The sequence below is a fragment of the Arthrobacter crystallopoietes genome, assembly GCF_002849715.1.
Classification (GTDB): Bacteria; Actinomycetota; Actinomycetes; order Actinomycetales; family Micrococcaceae; genus Crystallibacter; species Crystallibacter crystallopoietes.
Genome location: NZ_CP018863.1, coordinates 4,291,569 through 4,310,801, shown reverse-complemented (window position 1 = coordinate 4,310,801; position 19,233 = coordinate 4,291,569). Strand labels below are relative to the sequence as shown.

General features: G+C 57.9%; 15 protein-coding genes and 1 tRNA gene. 11 read left to right on the top strand and 5 right to left on the bottom strand.

The features are described 5' to 3' along the window. Nucleotides 1–7: 7 nt before the first annotated feature. The 3 genes from def to orn form a co-directional block, all read right to left on the bottom strand. A complete protein-coding gene (gene def, locus AC20117_RS19800; RefSeq protein WP_074702093.1) occupies nt 8–580 on the bottom strand; it encodes a peptide deformylase in 573 nt (190 codons plus the stop codon). 367 nt (nt 581–947) lie between these two features. After that, a tRNA-His gene (locus AC20117_RS19795) sits at nt 948–1,020 on the bottom strand. A gap of 174 nt (nt 1,021–1,194) precedes the next feature. Next, nucleotides 1,195–1,767, bottom strand: a complete 573-nt coding sequence (gene orn, locus AC20117_RS19790) for an oligoribonuclease (RefSeq protein ID WP_236777620.1) — start codon at nt 1,765–1,767, stop codon at nt 1,195–1,197. A gap of 280 nt (nt 1,768–2,047) precedes the next feature. Between orn and mptB the strand changes: the two genes are divergently transcribed. The 10 genes from mptB to AC20117_RS19735 all read left to right on the top strand — a co-directional run bounded on the left by mptB (nt 2,048) and on the right by AC20117_RS19735 (nt 14,489). Further along, nucleotides 2,048–3,577 carry a polyprenol phosphomannose-dependent alpha 1,6 mannosyltransferase MptB gene (mptB, locus tag AC20117_RS19785; protein ID WP_074702095.1) on the top strand — a complete coding sequence of 510 codons (1,530 nt, stop codon included), beginning with the start codon at nt 2,048–2,050 and terminating at the stop codon, nt 3,575–3,577. Nucleotides 3,578–3,671: 94 nt separating this feature from the next. Next, nucleotides 3,672–4,106: a DUF3224 domain-containing protein gene (locus AC20117_RS19780; RefSeq protein WP_074702096.1), complete on the top strand. Its 435-nt coding sequence runs from the start codon at nt 3,672–3,674 to the stop codon at nt 4,104–4,106. A gap of 87 nt (nt 4,107–4,193) precedes the next feature. Continuing rightward, complete coding sequence (locus tag AC20117_RS19775; protein ID WP_074702097.1) at nt 4,194–5,042, top strand: ABC transporter permease; 849 nt, start codon at nt 4,194–4,196, stop codon at nt 5,040–5,042. Beyond that, nucleotides 5,026–5,817: an ABC transporter ATP-binding protein gene (locus AC20117_RS19770; RefSeq protein WP_074702099.1), complete on the top strand. Its 792-nt coding sequence runs from the start codon at nt 5,026–5,028 to the stop codon at nt 5,815–5,817. The genes AC20117_RS19775 and AC20117_RS19770 overlap by 17 nt, the downstream gene beginning before the upstream one ends. Continuing rightward, nucleotides 5,817–6,890 (top strand): glycosyltransferase family 2 protein, encoded by a 1,074-nt coding sequence (locus AC20117_RS19765; RefSeq protein WP_074702100.1) that lies wholly within the window; start codon nt 5,817–5,819, stop codon nt 6,888–6,890. Before AC20117_RS19770 ends, AC20117_RS19765 begins: the two co-directional genes overlap by 1 nt. After that, entirely contained in the window at nt 6,887–7,711 is an 825-nt protein-coding gene (locus tag AC20117_RS19760) for a CDP-alcohol phosphatidyltransferase family protein (protein ID WP_074702102.1), read from the top strand. Before AC20117_RS19765 ends, AC20117_RS19760 begins: the two co-directional genes overlap by 4 nt. Before the next feature lie 5 nt (nt 7,712–7,716). Beyond that, the gene (locus tag AC20117_RS19755; RefSeq protein ID WP_074702103.1) at nt 7,717–8,640 is read left to right on the top strand and encodes a glycosyltransferase family 2 protein; all 924 of its coding nucleotides are present in this window, start codon (nt 7,717–7,719) and stop codon (nt 8,638–8,640) included. Between the two features lie 158 nt (nt 8,641–8,798). Beyond that, nucleotides 8,799–10,046, top strand: coding sequence for an acyltransferase family protein (locus AC20117_RS19750; RefSeq protein WP_083339840.1), 1,248 nt, complete (start codon nt 8,799–8,801; stop codon nt 10,044–10,046). A gap of 53 nt (nt 10,047–10,099) precedes the next feature. After that, a complete protein-coding gene (locus AC20117_RS19745) occupies nt 10,100–10,561 on the top strand; it encodes an FAD synthase family protein (RefSeq protein ID WP_074702106.1) in 462 nt (153 codons plus the stop codon). Between the two features lie 1,126 nt (nt 10,562–11,687). Continuing rightward, complete coding sequence (locus AC20117_RS19735; protein WP_074702113.1) at nt 11,688–14,489, top strand: stealth family protein; 2,802 nt, start codon at nt 11,688–11,690, stop codon at nt 14,487–14,489. Nucleotides 14,490–14,846: 357 nt separating this feature from the next. On the opposite strand, the gene AC20117_RS19730 is transcribed toward AC20117_RS19735, so the two are convergent. Beyond that, a complete protein-coding gene (locus AC20117_RS19730; RefSeq protein WP_101632653.1) occupies nt 14,847–16,439 on the bottom strand; it encodes a stealth family protein in 1,593 nt (530 codons plus the stop codon). Nucleotides 16,440–16,568: 129 nt separating this feature from the next. Further along, nucleotides 16,569–17,606 (bottom strand): acyltransferase family protein, encoded by a 1,038-nt coding sequence (locus AC20117_RS19725; protein WP_074702115.1) that lies wholly within the window; start codon nt 17,604–17,606, stop codon nt 16,569–16,571. Nucleotides 17,607–17,784: 178 nt separating this feature from the next. On the opposite strand from AC20117_RS19725, the gene AC20117_RS19720 reads away from it, so the two are divergent. Beyond that, on the top strand, nt 17,785–19,233 hold the full coding sequence (locus AC20117_RS19720) for a glycosyltransferase (RefSeq protein ID WP_074702116.1): 1,449 nt from the start codon (nt 17,785–17,787) through the stop codon (nt 19,231–19,233).

Below are 19,233 nucleotides of genomic sequence, written 5' to 3'. Positions count from 1 at the left end.
AGTTGGGTCAGTGGCCGAACGGATCCGGATCCACACCCGGCATCCAGGTCAGACCTTCTTTTGCCCAGCCCTCGTTCTTGATGTGCTTGCGTGCGCGCCGGCCCCAGCGATCATTGAGCCGATCGATGTACAGCTTGCCGTCAAGATGGTCGTATTCGTGCTGCATGACTCGGGCGAACCACCCGGTGGCTTCGAAGTCAACTGGCTGTCCGTCGACGTCGAAGCCCTGGACCCTGGCCCATTCCGCACGCTTGAGCGGGTAGCTCAGTCCCGGCACGGACAGGCAGCCTTCGACCTCCTCCTCGGGGTCCGGGTCAGCGCCGGATATCTTCGAGAGAGTCAGCGAAGGATTGATCACCACGCCGCGCGGCGGTACACCGTCGTCGTTGGTGAACTCGTAGGTGAATAGGCGCAGGCCGACACCGATCTGCGGCGCTGCCAGTCCCACCCCGTGGGCCGCATCCATCGTCTCGTACATATCCTCGACGAGCGTGCGGAGGTCGTCGTCGAACTCGGTAACGACGGCGGCGCGGCGGTGCAGGACAGGTTCACCGGTGATGGTGACTGGACGGACGGGCATGCTTCTCCTCAGTGCGAAAGCTCGAAATGCTAGTTGGCGATCCCGGCCGACGACTCCGCGCATGACCGAACTGGTACCGCCGAAGATCGTGAGCAGGCGTGCGGCCACGTAGTCCCGGGCGACAGGATATTGCAGTGCGGCGCAACTTCGGGGGAATTGAACTCAACGGCTAGTTCGCGAAACATCTCAAGATCTTCTTCATAGAGACCGCGCTCCATAACCGTCTTCTCCTCAAGCTGTTGTGCGGCGCGGCGTCGTGTCCGCGGACTGCCGGGCTTGACCGGCTGAACATGAAGAAAGCCGCCTGGATTATCTCCAAGGCGGCTTTCTTGCGAAGCTACCGGTGTAAGCCACCAGCCTCATTCGGGGTGAGTAACGGGGATTGAACCCGCGACCTCCTGGACCACAACCAGGCGCTCTGCCAGCTGAGCTATACCCACCATATGCCTCTTTGTTCCTCCCGGCAGATCCCACTCTAGCGGTTCCTACCGGTCTTCAACCACAAAAGGCAACGCAGATAAGTCTACATGCTTTCCGGGGTGCTTTTGACCGTCTTCGGCCATTTTGGCCCGATTCGACCAGAATGTGGTGCAGCTAACATTCCCGGAGCGGGGTCAGAGCACTGCCGATTGGGTGACCTCGGCAGCAATCTTCTTGGCGGTGGCCGAGTCGGGACCGGGGGAGGGGACGAAGACTGCCTGGCGGTAGTAGCGCAACTCGTTGATCGAGTCCTTGATGTCTCCGAGGGCTCGGTGGCCGCCGCTCTTGGCCGGGGACTGGAAGTAAGCGCGTGTGAACCACCGGCGTGACAGTTCCTTGATCGTAGAGACGTCGATGATCCGGTAGTGGAGGAAGTCGATGACCTTCGGCATGTCCCTGGCCAGGAAATTGCGGTCCGTTCCCACCGAGTTCCCGGCCAGCTGTGCCTTGCGGGGCTCGGGAACCCACGCGGTGATGTACTCCATGACGATCTCTTCCGCCTCAGCCATGGTCATGCCATGCGGCAGTTCATCAAGCAGCTTGGAAGTGGTGTGCATTTCCCGGACAAAGTCATTCATCTGGGTAAGGGACTCATCGGAGGGCTTGATGACCACGTCCACACCGTCCCCGAGCACGTTCAGCTCCGAGTCGGTGACCAGCACTGCCACCTCGATGAGCGCATCTGCCTCGAGGTCCAGCCCGGTCATTTCGCAATCGATCCAGACAATATGTTCATTAGAGATAGGCACCGCTCAAATGTACCGCGTCGGCAGCGGCACATGTCCGGACAGAACAAAGCCAGCACTGCGGACCCTCCAACGAAACGTCCGGTCCGCGGTGCTAAAATCCACAACAAGTACCCCGGAGAGCCAGCCGGGCTGCCCTCATTCGCCTGACCGTTCTGAGGCGTGCATTCTCCACGACATCCGTGGCCAAGCCAAAGGCTGCGAACGACGTACACACCCAGATTGATTGGACCGCATTTAGATGACCGCCAACATGCCCGTGACTGATCCCTCCACGCCTGCCGGAGGCGAAGAGGGCCCGGGGCGTTCGGCGAAGAGCATTATCGAGGGGACCGTTGGTTCGTTCATGATGTTTTTCGGCTCGCTGGGCGTGGGCTGGCTGGCATCAGTATCGGACCTGCGCCGGTGGCCGCTGCTGATCTGGCTGCGGATTGAACCGGAAGGCGTCGTCGTCTCGGTTGTCCTCCTCGCCCTGGGCGGCATGCTGATGATCCGCTCCTGGCTGCGGCTGGGACAGCAGTTCACCGTCTGGGGGGCCGAAGCGCGCAAGGCCACTTATACGGCGATAGCTGCCTGGGGCGCCCCGCTGGCGCTGAGCATTCCACTCTTCAGCCGGGATGTCTACGCCTACATCGCGCAGGGCAAAGTCATGGTCAACAACCTCAATCCGTACGTTGACGGATATGACCAGCTTTCCAACTATCTGCAGACCGGTGCCGACGATCTCTGGGCCAGAAGCCCAACGCCGTACGGACCCATCTTTCTGTGGATGGAAGAATTCGTTGTTTGGCTGACAGGCGGCCACCCGGAGTACTCCATCATTTTCTTCCGCATCATCGCGCTGGCGGGGGCCGCGATGTGCATCTACTACGGTCCGAAACTGGCCGAGCTGCACGGCATCAACCCCAACCGTGCATTGTGGCTCGCCTGCGCGAATCCACTGTTCCTGACGACGTTCATCGCCAGCATCCACAATGACGCGTTGATGCTGGGCCTGGCCCTGGGCGGGCTGTATCTGGCGGCGACCAAGAAGCCGCTGCTGGGGGTTCTGCTGGTTACGCTCTCCATCGGCATCAAACCGATCACCATCATCTTCCTGCCCTTCATCGGGCTGCTCTGGGCCGGCCGCGGGGCCAGCTGGCCTCGGAAATTTGGATTCTGGGCGCTTACGGCCGGAATATCGTTTGGCCTGTTGGGCATTCTCGGTCTGATGAACGGCTTCGGATTCGGCTGGGTGGGAGCCTTGAGCACTCCCGGCAGTGTCTGGATCTGGTATGCACCGATCGGGCTGCTGGGCGCAGTGCTCGGCGGGATCGGAGGAGCCTTCTCGCTCGACGGCGAATTGATCACTTGGCTGGTACATAAGGCAGGCACGGTGGCGTCGATCGGCGTCGTGCTTTATCTGATGTTCCGTGGCAAACATGACCGGATTGTCCGCAGGCTGGCTCTGGCCCTGGCCGCCGTGGTGTTTCTCGCCCCGATGATCCAGGCCTGGTATGTCGTCTGGCTGCTCCCGCTCTTTGCCGCGACCGGAATCCGGAATGACTGGCAGGTAAAAACCGTGTACTCAGTCACGTCCTTCCTGATGGTCTATGCCATAGCAGACCAGCTGGATATCTTCCCGTACATCGAGTTCGACCTGGGCGCTGCCCGGCTGCTGGCTGCCTTTGTCGCCCTCGCGTTCGCCGTGTATCTGGTGTTTTTCGACCCCAAAACGCGCACGCTTTTCCGGAAGAAATACGAAGATCCCGCCGATAACCGGCTGTTCTGATTTGACCTCTGGTGGACCGTGCGGCGGCGGGACTTAGGGCCGCGCGCGTACCCATCAAGATGCAACCGCCGGCAATACCGGAGATACTGGTGCAATGACCAGTGAGGCCGAAGAAGTAATTGCAGCAGATTTTGACGTCACCGAATGGGATCCGGAACCCTACGAAATTGAAGGTTCGAACTCCGACCTGAGCCGGGTCCGCGTCACCAAACTCTTTGACGGACTGATCACCGGCACCAGCCGGGCAGAGTTGCTGATGGCCGGTAACACCCGCGGTGCCGGCTACGTTGCTTCCGAGGTATTCACCGGTACGGTGGACGGCAAAGAGGGAAGCATGATCATCCAGCACTGGGGCCTCGCCGAAGGCGAAGCCGCTGCCAGCGCCGGACACATCATTCCCGGATCCGGCACCGGCGACCTGGAGGGGATCGTCGGCAAGGCCACGTACTCCCAGGACGCGAGCGGTCAGCACAGCTTGGAACTGCGTGTGTACTTTCGCACAGAGCCGGTAAACGGCCTGCCCAGCTAAATCCTCTAAACTCGGTATGTGCGCCTCCGGCCCGAGTCCGGGCCAGGCGCCGCACCAAACCATTCGCGCGTAAGGGAACTACCTGGCATGAGCCTTGCCGAATATGCGGACCGGAACCGACTCCACCGAGTCGGGGCCCGGCCGTCACTGCCCAGATATCTAGCTGATGCCTGGGGGCGCCGTGACTTCGCCATCGCCATGGCCAAGTACAAGATCGAGGCATCCAACCAGCGCAACCGGCTGGGTATGCTGTGGATTTTCATCAAGCCGACGCTGAACGCGCTGCTGTACGGGGCCATCTTCGGCATCCTGCAGGGCGCCAGCAGACCGGAAAACTTTCCGATGTATGTGGTTATCGGCGTTTTCCTGTTCGAGTTCTTTTCCACCTCGATGAACAACGGCGCCAAGTCCATCACCGGAAATGGCGCACTGGTCCAGTCCCTGGCCTTCCCCCGTATCACGCTGCCCGTCTCCACAGTGATCCAGCAACTGATGACCCTGGTCCCGATGCTGGGCGTCATGGTGGTTTACATTCTGCTGCTGGGCGCACCCATCACCGTGGAATGGCTGCTGATGATCCCGCTGGTTGCGGTTTTCACCATGTTCAACCTCGGTGTCGCGCTGATCGGTGCGCGTCTGACTGTGCATGTCCGGGACCTGACCCAACTGCTGCCATTGTTCACGCGGATTCTGTTTTACACTTCGGGTGTCCTCTTCTCGATCGAAACGATCCTGGCATCCCATCCGTGGGCGATCGCGCTGTTTGACTACCATCCGCTGCACGAGGTCCTGTCCATTGCCCGTGGGGCGCTGATGCCCGGGCTTGATTACGACCCGATGTACTGGCTGTACTTTTCGGTCTGGTCCGTAGCGGTATTCGTTGCGGGCGTACTGTTCTTCTGGTCCGCTGAGGAGCGTTATGGCCGAGTCGACTAAAACGGGAGTGGATTTGGCCAATCAGGACGCGTCAGCCAACGGGCGGAAGCCGGTAGTGGTGGTTGATGATCTGCACGTCAAATACCGGGTCTATGCGGGCGGCAAGCCTGTCAAAGGCACGGGCCGGTCGCTGCTCAAGCGCAGCGGCGGCGGGATCCGTGAAGTACACGCCCTCAAGGGCGTCTCCTTCACTGCCTATGAGAACGAGTCCATCGGCGTGATCGGTTCCAACGGTTCCGGCAAGTCCACGCTGATGCGGACCCTGGTGGGCCTGACGCCGCCCAGCGACGGCGCTGTCTACGCCTCTTCCCGGCCGAACCTGCTGGGCGTCGGTGCAGCGCTGATCCCGGATCTTTCCGGCGAAAAGAACATCCAGCTCGGCGGTCTAGCGCTCGGCTTTTCGAAGCAGGAGATCAACGGACTGCGGGATAACATCGTCCAGTTCGCTGAATTGGAAGAGTTCATCGATCTCCCGATGCGCACCTATTCCTCGGGCATGCAGGCCCGGCTGAAGTTCGCCATCGCTGCCTCCAAACAGCACGAGATCCTGATCGTGGACGAAGCACTGGCAGTGGGTGACCAGCGTTTCCGGAAGCGCAGCGAAGCCCGCATCCGCGAGATCCGTGAAAATGCCGGTACGGTCTTCCTGGTGTCCCACTCCATGAAATCCATTCTGGATACCTGCAGCCGCGTCATCTGGATCAACAAGGGTGTCCTGCAGATGGATGGAGATCCGAAGGAAGTCGTCGACGCTTACCAGGAAACCAAGAAGTAGTGCCGTTGACGCCTGAACTCGCACCGCTTGCCCCGCATCCCGGTGTCTCCTATGTGATGCCCGTCCTCAATGAGGCTGAGCACATTGAGGGAGCCATCCGCAGCATCCTGGGCCAGGAATATGCGGGCCCCAAGGAGATCGTGCTGGCGATGGGACCGTGTACCGATGCGACCGATGACGTTGTCCGGCAGCTGCAGCGCGAGGAACCGCGGCTGCGCACGGTCACGAGTCCCACTGGTCGGACTCCGGCCGGGCTGAACCTTGCGATCAAGGGCTCGAAGTACCCGGTGATCATCCGGGTGGATGCACATACTGAACTGGAGCCGCACTACACGGCCAGGGGGGTTGCCACCCTGCTGCGCACCGGTGCCGCGGACGTTGGCGGCCTGATGGACGCGCAGGGGAAGACGGCCTTTCAGCGGGCGGTAGCAACGGCCTACCATTCCCCGCTTGGCCTTGGCGGCGCGGCATATCACAGCGGCGCTCCGGAAGGGCCGGCTGAATCGGCTTACCTGGGGATTTTCCGCCGTGAAGCCTTGGACGCCGTCGGGCTTTTTGAAGAAACGCTTTGGCGCGGACAGGACTGGGATATGTGCCTGCGCCTGCGCCAGGCCGGATACACCGTCTGGTTCGATCCGGAAATGACAGTCACCTATTGGCCGCGTTCAAGCTGGAACAAGGTGATCCGGCAGTTCTACGCCGCCGGCATCTGGCGTGCGGAACTCGCCCGCCGCCACAAGGAAGGCAAGTCAATACGGCATTTCCTGCCGCCGCTGCTTGTGCTGGGACTCGTCATTGGTCTCGTGGCCGAAGTACTCCTGCTGGCGAAAGTCCCGGACACGTGGCCGGTCTGGGTCGCCGTGCTGGTGCTGCTGGCCGGATTCGTCCCGGTCCTGTATGCGCTGGGCATTATTTATGCTGCGCTCACCATCAAGGCACGGTTGACCATGGCCGAGCGACTCAGACTGCTCATCGTGCTGCCCAGCATTCACATCAGCTGGGGCCTGGGCTACATCCGCGGCCGGATCATGGGCGCCCGCGGAACCGTGGACACCAGCAGGAGGAAGTCATGACCCGCACCGAGCGTCCCGCCCGGCCCACCCTGGAGCAGTTGCGCGCGGTCGCCCAACCTCCGGAGGTGCGCAGCCGCAAGAACGCCGAGCACTGGACGGCGGAACTGTACCTGCGCCACATTTCGATCTACCTGACCAGCGCGCTGGTGCGGACGCCGATCTCGGCAAACGGCGTCACCGGACTGATGATTCTCTCCGGTTGGGCCATCTCGGCATCCCTCCTGATCCCCGGGATCTGGGGACCCTTGCTGGCGGTCTTCTTTTCGCAGCTTCAGCTCTATTTCGACTGCAGCGACGGGGAAGTCGCCCGCTGGCGCGGAACTCAGAGCCCCAAAGGAATTTTCCTGGATAAGATCGGCCACTACACCACGGAGGGCCTGATCCCGTTGGCCCTGGGTTTGCGGTGCCTGGGCGAGCTTGGTCTGCTGCAAACGGATCCGGGCAGCGCCTACCTGCACCTGTTTCTCGGCGCAGTTCTGGCACTGGGGATCGTGCTGAACAAAGCCCAGAACGAGATGGTCCACGCCTCCCGTGCCCTGGCGGGAATGGACAAACTGGCCGATACCTCCGCTGCAAAGGCCGTACCCGCGGCAAGTTTTGTGGGGAGACTGCGGCGGCTGGCAAGGTTCCTGCCCTTCCACCGGGTGCTGCACTCGGTGGAGATGAGCCTGCTCATCCTGGCTGCCTCGATTGTGTCCCTCGTCGCCGCGCAGCCGATGCTGGGGGAGCGCTGGCTGCTCTATATCCTCGTACCCGGAGTGATTTTTGTGAATGTAGGCCATTTCGTCGCCATCATGGCCTCGCCGAGGCTGCGGAAGTGAGCGCCATGGAAGGCACCAAAGAGAGTACGACGGCGGGAGATGAGTTCGACGCGTTGCCAACCTTCGGCGTCGTAATCCTGACCCAAGGAACCCGTCCGGATGACCTGCAGCGTGGGTTCGCCTCGCTGCAGGCACAGCAGGACGTTTCACTCGATGTTGTGGTTGTGGGCAACGGCTGGCGGCCAGAGGGATTGCCCACGGGATTCAAGTCACTTCATCTGGAAGAGAACCTGGGCATTCCCGCCGGACGCAATGCGGGGGTCCCGCACGTATCGGGCCAGTACCTGTTCTTCCTTGACGACGACGCCTGGCTGCCGGACGAGCACTTCCTGTGGAAAGCCGCCCAGCTCTTTCGGAGCCAGCCCGACATTGGCATGATCCAGCCGCGGATTGAAGACCCTGCCAATCCTGATGCGCCGCAGCGGTGGATTCCGCGTCTGAACAAGGGTGAAGATACTAAATCCAGCAACGTCTTCTCCGTCGTCGAAATGGCCATCGTGATGCGCCGGGATGTTTTTGACCGGACTAACGGTTGGCCTGCGACATTCTGGTACGCCCATGAAGGCATAGAGTTTGCGTGGCGCGTCTGGGACACCGGTTTCCGGACTTGGTACGCCGGTGACCTCCGTGCCGGGCATCCGGTCATCGATCCCCGCCGGCATGAGGAGTTCTTCCGGCTTAACGCGCGGAACCGAGTCTGGCTGGCACGCAGGAACCTGCACTGGCCCTTCAGCTGGCTTTACGTCGCCTCTTGGACCTTGGTGCAGGTCGCGCGCTCCCGAAGGCAACCGGAGCAGCTCAAGCCATGGTTCGCCGGGTGGCGCTCGGGCTGGCAGCAAAATCCGTGGGGACCGAACGAAGAGCGCCGTAAGCTCAGGTGGTCCACGGTGTTCCGCATGGGAGCTGCGGGTCGCTGGCCCATAGTTTAGACATCCCACTCGCAGAACCCTGCCTTTCCGCGGTCGAATTACGATTCGGTTTCAATTACTGCCAAAGTCTTGCTTAGAATCGTTTTGGCGTGGGAAGAGAAACGGCTGAGCTCGTCGTGCAAGGCCACCCGGCGCTGGGCAACTGAGTTAGGTGGGTCATGGCGCTGGAAGGCTTGAGCGAGCAACGGAGGGCAGTAGATGGGCCCACTGCTCTTGACGAATCACCGGTCCCTGCTTCGTCATCGGGATCGAGGCATCCATTCGGTAATGAAAGCGCGGATGGCGTGAACCGTGCAACCCAGGCCAAACCTCGATTCCGGCTTCTGGACGGACTGCGAATCTTTGCAGCCCTCGCCGTTGTTCTGTATCACTTCACCGCGAGAGAGAATCCATATTGGGGCCGCCCGGTCGTGGACGTATTCCCCGATTTTGCGCCGGTTGCTGCTTTTGGTGCTTTGGGTGTGCAGCTATTCTTCATCATTAGCGGGTTTGTCATCTTGATGTCCGCGACCGGGCGCTCTATCGGAGACTACGTGGCGTCGCGAGCTGGCCGGCTGCTGCCAGGATATTGGGCAGGGGTCCTGCTCACCGGCGGTCTGTTGCTTGTTGTCTGGCCTGAGGGAGCGGACATCAGCATCACGCAAGTGCTAGCCAATCTCACGATGCTCCAGACTCCTCTGGGCGTTCAGCATGTAGACGGAGTGTATTGGACGCTATGGGTGGAGCTGAAGTTTTATGTGCTCATCGGCGTCTTCATGATGCTGGGGATCACGAAGCTGCGAATCCTTACCGTATCGATCCTATGGCCGGTTGTGGCCGCCATAGCGGAGGCGGCAGAAAACAACCTCCTGTCCGAGATCCTCATGCCGGACTATGCGCCCCTGTTCGCCGGTGGCATGCTCCTGTTCGTGCTGCTTGAGAACCGTAGGAATTTCGTTTGTTGGTTCGGGATTCTGATCAACGTGGCACTCGCGGCGCAACAGACCCAAACCGGACAGTTCAGACGCATGGAAGAGATTACAGGTTTGTCCTTTCCTTCGGTGGCATGTTGGATAGTCGTAGCGGGCTGCTTTGCGGTAGTGGCTGCGGCCACCTTGACGCGGCTAAGCCGGCTTTCTTGGGCAGGTCTAAGCTTCGCCGGAGCGCTGACCTATCCTCTGTACCTAATACATGAGTATTTTGGATGGTGGATTATTCACCTCATCCAAGATGCGTTGCCACCTGGGATAACTCTATTTCTCGCTACTAGCGTGTGCTTTGGCCTGGCATGGGCCATTTGGAAGTATATTGAGACGCCTCTCGGCCCCTTGATCCGCAGGAATGTCAGCAGCGGTATTTCGTCCCTCGCACCCAGACAGGCGGCATCGTTGTCAGCAGGGGGCGACGAGAGTAACCGTGACGGATAGTCACATATACTCGTCAGCGGACTTACCAGTCATATACAACATGAGGTGCAAGTGTGACCAAGACAGTACTGACCTACGGAACTTTTGATCTTTTTCATATCGGTCACTTGAACGTCCTCAAGCGACTGCGCGCGCTGGGCGACCGCTTGATCGTGGGGGTCTCGACTGACGAATTCAACGCCGTAAAGGGCAAGAGGCCTATTGTTCCGTTCGAGCAACGCATCGAGATTGTCCGTTCCATCAAATATGTGGACATTGCGATCCCTGAAGAGCGCTGGAGTCAAAAACGGGAGGATATTGAAAAATACGATGTCCAGATTTTTGGCATCGGAGAAGACTGGAAAGGGAAGTTTGACGAGCTTGAAGACAAGGTCGAAGTTGTCTACCTGCCTAGAACGAGCGGTATTTCAACCACGGAGATGAAGCGCGTTCTCAGCGCCTTCGATGAACGTCATGTAGAGGAACTGAAGCGAACTCTGGACAGTCTCAGCCAGATCGTAAAGGAACTGAGTTGAGTCCGATTTGTCAGTGCTGATGATCCATCGCGTAAACTGGGGCTGGTTCAGACTGATAAGACAATACGACCGTTGACCTTGAAGCTGATGTGAACAACGCGGCTTGTCCCCGGTCCTCCATCTAGTGCCGTTTGTCGAAGTCGTTTCCCTCATTTACTTCCACAAAGGCTGGTGCAAATATGATGTTGCCGTCTTCGATCAGGCGGGTCGCCCAAACTTCCCGTCGGACGGTTGGCAGAGCCAGACGAAAAGCATTAGGTTTCATCTCTTCGAGATTTCTAGCGTCTGATGCTCTAGTCGCCACTGACGTTTCCGTCGCCAACGGATCGTTGATTACCTTGGGCGGCTTCCAGCCGGAGGACAGCCGGAATCATATTTCTGAGCTATGGTTCGCTTCCAGGGATGGTCAGCGATTCGAGTGCCGCATGCGGTCCATCAATTCTTTCAACATGCGCTGGCAAGCGACTGGACACCTGCCGGTCGGGGCCGTTTCAGCAGGAGCTAAAACGTGGAAAGCCTATGCTGTCTCGGGTGGCAAAACTAAAAGAGTGACATTGCGAGCGTCCGGGGGAGACTCACTGCCCAAAATCGCTGCGGTGTCTCCTGACGACGGAACTACTTGGACCTGGCGCACACAATCAGGAGCTCTTCTATTGATCGGCGAGCCGGCTCCTGAACAGCTTTATGTGGAACGCCTCACAGTACATATGGGGTCAATCATCTGCCACATACGAGCGTCAGCAACTGTTCCCGATGGCGAAGCAGTCCTTGTGGTCCGGAAGAGGAAGGCCAGGGTAGAAGTGCGAATTCCGTTCCAAATCACCGGCGGCCGCGGCGAAGTGCGAGTAAAGGGCGAAGACGTTCTGGCTTCTGACGTTGCCGCTCAAACCGGCCAGCCGGTTGTATGGGATGTGCTGATGGAACATTCGGCGAGGGACCCTTATCGGGTACGTTCGGGGCTCACGGACATCGAAGACCCACGTGCCGTGTTCAAATACGCTGCTGCCCCTTTCCACTCTGGGAGCCGCCGTAGATTCTTGCGTCCCTATTGGACTTTGGACGGATACCTATCTTTGGAGATAAAGGGCGGACAACTTCCCGCCGTTCAACCGGAAGGAACCGGCAGTTGAAAATTACATACTTCCTGACGACGGCGGATAACGCGGCGGGCACAGAACGCGCAATAATAACCCAGGCGAACAGCATGGTAGAGGACGGTCACGAGGCTGGCATCCTCAGCCTGTACCGCGACACCGGCTCGACATTTTTCGATTTAGACCCGCGGGTCGAAGTGCAGTATCTGATTGATCGGAACCAATGGGTAATTATCGCTGACGACAACAGCGCCGCAGCGAATCCAGATGAACAGTACCTGCTCAGTCAATCGCCTTCGCGGTTCATTCCTGACAAGTGGGACAACCAGCTCAATGCACTTACTGACGTCGCCATCGATCGTGCTCTTGCTCAACTGGACTGCGATATCTTGGTGACTTCGACTCCTGCTTTGACCGCTCTCGCGGTTCAACAAGCGCCTCCAAAGATCATTGTCGTTGAGGAAGAGCATCGGTCTACAGGTACCAGGGGCGTGACTGCCGAACCGATTCTTCTGTTCGGTCCTCGGGCCGACTGCATAGTTTCACTGACTGATGAGTCGTCGGATTGGCTTGCGGATCAACTCCAGGCTGCGGCTCCGAATCTCGTCACGATTCCCAATGCCATTCCTGACGTGTTTCGTCCCGAGTCTTCTGGACGTCTGCCTTTGATCGTCGCGGCGGGACGTTTTGTCCCCGGAAAACGCTTCGACCATTTAATCAGGGCCTTTGCAAGTGCTGCACCTCAACATCCGGATTGGAGGCTTCGCCTCTACGGGTCAGGGCCGCAGGAGGACGCCTATCGGCGCATGGCTCGACGGTTGGGCGTGGAATCACGTCTTGAGCTCATCCCGCCGGTCACGGATATGCTTTCGGAATGGTCCAAGGCTTCCATCGCGGCGTTAAGCTCCCGGAGCGAGGGCCTGCCCCTTGTAGCGCTTGAAGCGATCGCCGCTGGCGTACCAGTTGTGTCATATGACTGCCCAACTGGCCCATCCGAGATTATCGATGATGGGGTGAACGGAAGACTTATTCCAACTGGAGACGTGCAGATCCTGGCCCACGCGCTCGAAGAGTTGATGGCAGATCCAGCCAAGCGTATCCGTATGGGCTCGGCGGCGAAGGCATCTGCCGCCCGCTTTTCACCAGATCGAGTCCAAAAGAAATGGATCGAACTCTTTTCCGCGCTGCTTGAGGAAGCCTCTGACGGATCGACGCGCGACCAACGGTCATTGCGGCGGACGAAAAAAGCAACGCAACTGCTGAATTCACAGCAGGAAGCGGCTGCGGAGGAATCTGACGAAACGGAACAAACGCTTGATAGTTCGTCCGACTTCGTACTTGAGATTTCCAAATTAGCTGGGCATGAAGTGACCCAGCGAAACGCTGAATTGGTGCGCCAACTATTGGATGATGCAGGTATTCGCTACTTGGTGCTCAAAGGCTACGATCTGAACCGCTCATCCATAGCCGTTTCTGCCCGAGACAAGGACAGGCTCCTCGAGTCGCTCACCGGACCCAAATACTCCGGATTACGCGTTGAAGCCCTCGCCGGGTCTCGAAAGCTGACGCCGGGGTTTTGGGAGCCGTCCAGATCACCGAAAACTCCGCCGGCATACGAATCGGCGACGACAATTCGGCTCTTCCGGGAATATGTAGATCCTGAGGCTATCGTTCGGCGCGGCGATGGTTACGCTTGTGACGTCGAGTTCTGGAATGAGGTTGAGGAAGAACCCGGTCTTCTTGCGCCTCCGCGGCATAATCGTGTCCTGGACAGACTGCCTGAGACACTCTTCCATGCAGACACTTCTACTTCGGGACAGATTCATCTGCCTAGCAGTTCTGACAGTCAAGATCTTCCTATTTGGTCAGAGATAGCCTTTCCCATTGACGCCGTCTACACGTGGGTTGACGATACTGACCCGACGTGGCGTGATGCGCGAGAGAGGTACTTGCCCGAAATCGACCGATTGCATTCGGAAGCGGCAAGCACAGCCAGATTTACGAACCGGAATGAACTGAAGTATTCCATCCGTTCCTTGAGGATGTTTGCCCCTTGGATACGAAAGATATTCATAGTTACTGCAGGTCAGACTCCTGCTTGGTTCGCCCAGTCGGATGAACGCATAGAGTTCGTATCGCATGACTCGCTTTTCCCACAAGCCAGCGTTTTACCTACTTTTAATTCGCATGCAATCGAGACAGTACTGCACCGTATCGACGGCCTAGCTGAACACTTTCTCTATTTCAACGATGACACTATTCTTACTCGCCCGCAGCGTCCAGAGACTTATTTTTCTGCTAATGGCCTGAGCAGATTCTTCACTTCTCCGACAAAGATAAATTATCTGGGTGAGAGCGCTCCGCCTCATTTGATTGCAGGTGCTAATAATAGAGAACTCATCCGTCAGGAATTCGGATTCGAGATTTCGCAGAGTCTTCTTCACACTCCGCATCCACACCGGAGGAGTGTTCTGGAAGAAATGGAAGTGAAGTATCAAGACGTTTTCGACCGTACGCGTGCCGCGCGATTCCGGTCCGAGAACGACATCTCACTGCTCTCGTCACTGGCGCAGTACTATGGCTACGCAACTGGCCGAGCCATACCTGGTTCCATTGTGTATTCGTTTGTAGGCCTAGGCCGAGAGGGCACAGAGGCGATGATGGCGCGGGTGCTTCGAGGACGTCGGCCTGACGTCTTGACGCTCGGGGAGCCGAATCAGGGCGATCCGGATCCCGAACTCACTGCCTTCATCACCGACCAGTTCCTGAAGGAGCTTGTCCCGATACCGACCGACTATGAGCGCGAAAATGAACGGGAAAAGGTTGCGCTCTGAGTCAGAGGTATGGCACATCGTGTCTGTGAAAGGTTAGAGGCGCTGCTGAGGGCCCCGTTATCGCCGGGTCGTTCAGCGCGCGGTATGACGTCTCGGAAACATCCGGCGAAGTCCTCATCTGGCTCTGCGAGACCCGAATGGATCGACCTCAACCGCCGCTCCTGGCGCCCATTGCTTGGCGGAATAGCCAACTGCGCCAGGGGCGGTGACTGGATGTACTGAGCACCTCCCTGCCACTGCAAATGTTGAATTGGGCTCTTCGCAGTTGACAACTTTCGCGGAAGCGTACGACAAGTTCGCAGGGTCGACGCAAGGCCGCCGTGCGCAGCTCTTCGCGCGGGCAGCGACTCTGCGTCGCTACAGTTCGAAGGAACTTTTGACGGGAAGCATGCGAGCAAGAGCGAGGCGGATGTAGCGGTCCGTTTCTTCGCGTTCTTCAAGTGACTGTTCAGTCGCTCCATCATTAACACAGATGACGTCCAGGTGCCTGCGGCGTATGACGTCTTCCATGCGTTTTCTGCCGTCAATCGTCGCGGGATCGATGTAATCGTAGCGAATGGAGCCGGGGACAGCATGGCCGGCTGCATAGGCGTAATTGAGATACATCGAGCCGGATGGTGCAATGTCCGTAGCAGCGCGAAATGAAGACGCTCTCGTTCGTTGGAAAGCTTCGCTGAATCGTTCCTCGGCCTGATTCATGATTCTGCGAGAGATGGGCGCCGGAACGTGGTAGAACTTGCGGCTGAATGTCATGCCGAAGGCCTGCTGAATCAGTCCCCTAGCGTTTTTTGCGGCTGTTGTTGAGGCATTTTCTCCAGGAAGGGTCGGCCCGAAGTCGACCAATGCGCGTGAATGGAAAAACTTGGTGATTCCATTCGGATGGAAAAACAGTTCAGGAGCGATGGGCCGTCCTAGAAGAACGTCATCGTTAAAATACAGATAGTAGTCGGCCAGTCCGGGAATGCGATGAAGATTTGCCTCAATTGCATGCGAATTGAATGTTGGCAGACCCTCGGGCGAAGGCCATATATCTTCATGGTCGACAACGTGGATTCGCGGATTCGAAGTATCGAGCCAAGGCGGAGTTTGGCCGGCCGTGACGATCCAAATCTTCCGTACCCAAGGGGCGAATTGCTCGATGCTTCTCAGGCTGTAACGTAGCTCGTCGTGATCAGCGAAACGTGCCGCATCAATCGCGCTATCCGTGAACAACTCCGGATCATGGATCTGTAGTGCTGATGCTTTGCGCTTCAGCCATTCAGGATCTGCACCATCAACCCAGGTGTAGACGATATCAATAGGAAAGGAGACGTCGTGGGTTGCTTTCGATTGTGCTGAACGTATCTCTTCGTCAGGTTGAAGGTCAGTGTCTGAGCTTGTTAACTCCACAACACGATCGTTCCAGACCAATGAATTTAGTCCTGATTCGTCCCGCTTCCAGAAATGTATCTCTACGCCCTGCAGGGGGGTGGTCGAAAAGGTGGAGCTTCGCTCCGCCTTCACCAATTCATAAATCCGAACTCCGGTTGCTTGCGTGGCCCTGAGTGATTGTCCGATTATCTGGACCTGTCCGTAACTCTTGCCTCGAGGACTGAGTGGTTCGAGGTACCAACCCGAGAAATCCGGTTGCTGCCTGAGCAGGGAGAAAATACTTTCGCGCTTTCGCGAGTCGACGCAAACGATGTTTGGACGGTCTGAACGAACAGGCAACATCCAGAAGTCGATCTCGGCCTTGTTCAGTAACTGTTGTAAAAGGGACAGGGCCCGATGGCGCTGTTCCGGTATCCGCAGGTTGGTATCAATTCTCGCCAGCATCGGCATGAAAGCGGAACCTGTTCGGTAAAGGCTGTCGTTTTGGGCGCGGTGTCTGCGGTAGTAGCTGACATTCGTCGACATGAGCCTGAGCGCCTGATTACGCAGCCGGGCTAATCGTCTCTTGAGTGCAGTCACGACCTACGTTGTCCTCCAAAACCAAATATTCTGACTCAGTGAGTCCAATGCGAGCAGGTTGCTGGAACGTTGAAGTTCGGATTCCACTCTAACTGACACGTCGAATACTGGCGGGTTACACCTGAATGGTTACCCCCGCGGCAACGCTTTTCTCGGTTCGACAAATGGGGTTGCTATGGTCGTGATGAGTTTCGACACAGTCACGATGCAGAAGACGAAGGCGACAACGACGAAGAGGGTGGTCTGAGCAATCGGTGCCAATGTATCAGTCGCTGCAGTTGCGCCTACCACAGTGAGGACTGGCAAATGAAGCAGATATGGATACATCGTCTTTTGGCCGGCTTTCGCAACCCAGGCGCCGATAGGCGACGGAGCACCCGTCTTTCCCGGCAGCACGAGCATGAAAGCTGCAGCCATCGCCGTTCCGACGGTCAGAACTAGCAGCCGCCATAGCATTCCCTCCACTGCGCCAACGTCCAAAGCTTCATAACCTGCATTTCCAAAAAACGGTGTGCGCCAGAATTCGCGGTGTGTAAGCAATGCGACGAGTCCTCCACTGAACAACACGACAGCGCCGGCGAGTCTGTACCGGAGATCCTGTCTCCACAACGAAATCTTTTCGATCACCCATGGGCCGGCGAGAAACATCGGAAGGAAGACAAGGATGCGCGAAAGTGACAGAAATCCGCCGATGTGTGGGCTCAACCCGGCCAGTAATGCGACAAGGACGGCGATCGGGATGGCGAATTTCAATCCTCGGAACCATGGGGCCAGCAAGCGCCACCCAGCCAGGGCAACCAGGAACCAAAGGCCGAAAGTCTGTGACGTGAAGGACCAACTGGGTGAGTCGTTCTCGAAGAGGAAGTTAAACAGGAATGCGATGAGCTGAAAAATAACGTAGGGCAGCAGCAATTGCCAGAAAATCTTGGTCAACGTTGTGCCGTCCGCTTTGGCACGCTGCGCACCCCAGCCTGCAAGGAGCACAAGGACCGGGATATGGAACATATAGACGAAGTTGGACACCACAACTGCCAGATCACTCGTACTACGGAGCACACCTACGGCATGGCCAACCACCACCAGTACAATGGCGCACCAGCGGGCCTGGTCTATCCAGGTCTTGCGGACCGCGATTGCTTTATGGGGTTTCGATAGATCCTGACTCAAGGTAGTTGCCGGTCCTCCAGAAATTGTGTGCAGACTTGTGCCAACGTTACTGGTTTCGCAGATCGCCCTTACAAAACCAGTGGTCCAGCGCACGGTGACGGTGCCCGAGGTTGTCGATCCATGGCAGAATTCATGAAGTCAATTTGAATAGATTACTAGTTCGCTTCGGAGTGTATGAATGGCAATTCGTGACCGGCTTGCTGCGTTAAGGCGCGATGTCCGAGGGCCTGCGAAGGCGCCAGCGGCGAACGCTGGCGGCGACAGCGGCCCCAGTAGCAGTGCCGATACCGCCAAGGTCAGCGTCATCGTTCCTGTCTACAACGCGATGCCATATCTCACGGAACTCTTGAACTCGCTTGAGGCCCAGGACCTAGATGCTTCGTTGTTCGAACTCATTGCTGTCGATGATGGTTCAACAGACTTCAGTGGAGAAATTCTTGATGTCTACGCCGCACGCAACACAAATTTCCGCGTAATCCATCAGGAGAACAGCGGTTGGCCGGGGAAACCTCGCAACGTGGGCATGGCCGCCAGCCAGGCGAAATACGTCTTTTTTTGCGACGCCGATGATCGCCTCGGGCCCCAAGCCCTTCGGAGAATGGTTGACTATGCGAATGAAAACAACGTGGATATCCTCGTTCCCAAGATGGTGGGTATCGGCGGGCGCCGGGTCCAGGCTTCCCTCTTCGAACGGACAGTAAAAGACGTAGACCTACGGGAGGTCCTGCGCTCACTCTCCCCACAGAAAATGGTGCGGCGGGAACTCTTGGTCAAGAACGGCATCACGTTCCATGAAGATAAGGTCCGGCTTGAAGACGGGATGGTTATGTCCCAGTGCTACCTGCTCTCGCAGCGGACGTCCATTCTCGCCGATTACGACTACTACTTCATCAGGACCCGGGAGGACGGCGCCAATATCAGCAGTACGCCGACTATTCCTGAGGGGTACACCTGGTCGGTCGGGGAAATTGCCCGCATCCTGACGGAAGGCGACAAAGACTCGGATCGGGCGAAACTGCTGGTCCTTGACCTGTACCGACGCAAGTGCCTCCGCGTCTACGAACCGCAACGTTTTCTAAAATTCTCCCCGGAGATCCAAGAGCGCTGGGTAGCAGCGCATGCTGAATTTGTCGACCGTTACATTCCTGAAGATATTGACATCCAACTGGCGACGCCCTTCAAGCAGAAGACCCAGTTCATCCGGAACCGGGACGTGGCCGGAATGTTGGAGTACTGCAAGTTGGAGAGCTCCCTGCAGCCAGTCGCCCGGGTAACCGGTATGGAACTCGGCGCTGCTGTTGTCACAATGGAGGTTGCCCTCGAGCATGGCGAGATGGACGCCGTCGATCTACTGGTCCGCAGGCGAGACGGAAGCGCCGAGCGTTCCTTCCCAATGCTCCGTATGGACAACGAGCATGCTAATTTTCGCGTAGATTTGCCCTATTCGGAGCTTGACGAATTCAGCAGTGCGATCGTGGATTTTTTCACGGAGGCCAGCAGCAAGGGAATGACGGGAAAGCTCCAGCGCGTCACCGTAGACGACCAACTGGATCTGCCAGAGCAAAAAGACCACAGACGCCCATACGCCACGATTCATGGCAGCCTGAGCCTGGACCTCCGCCGCTAG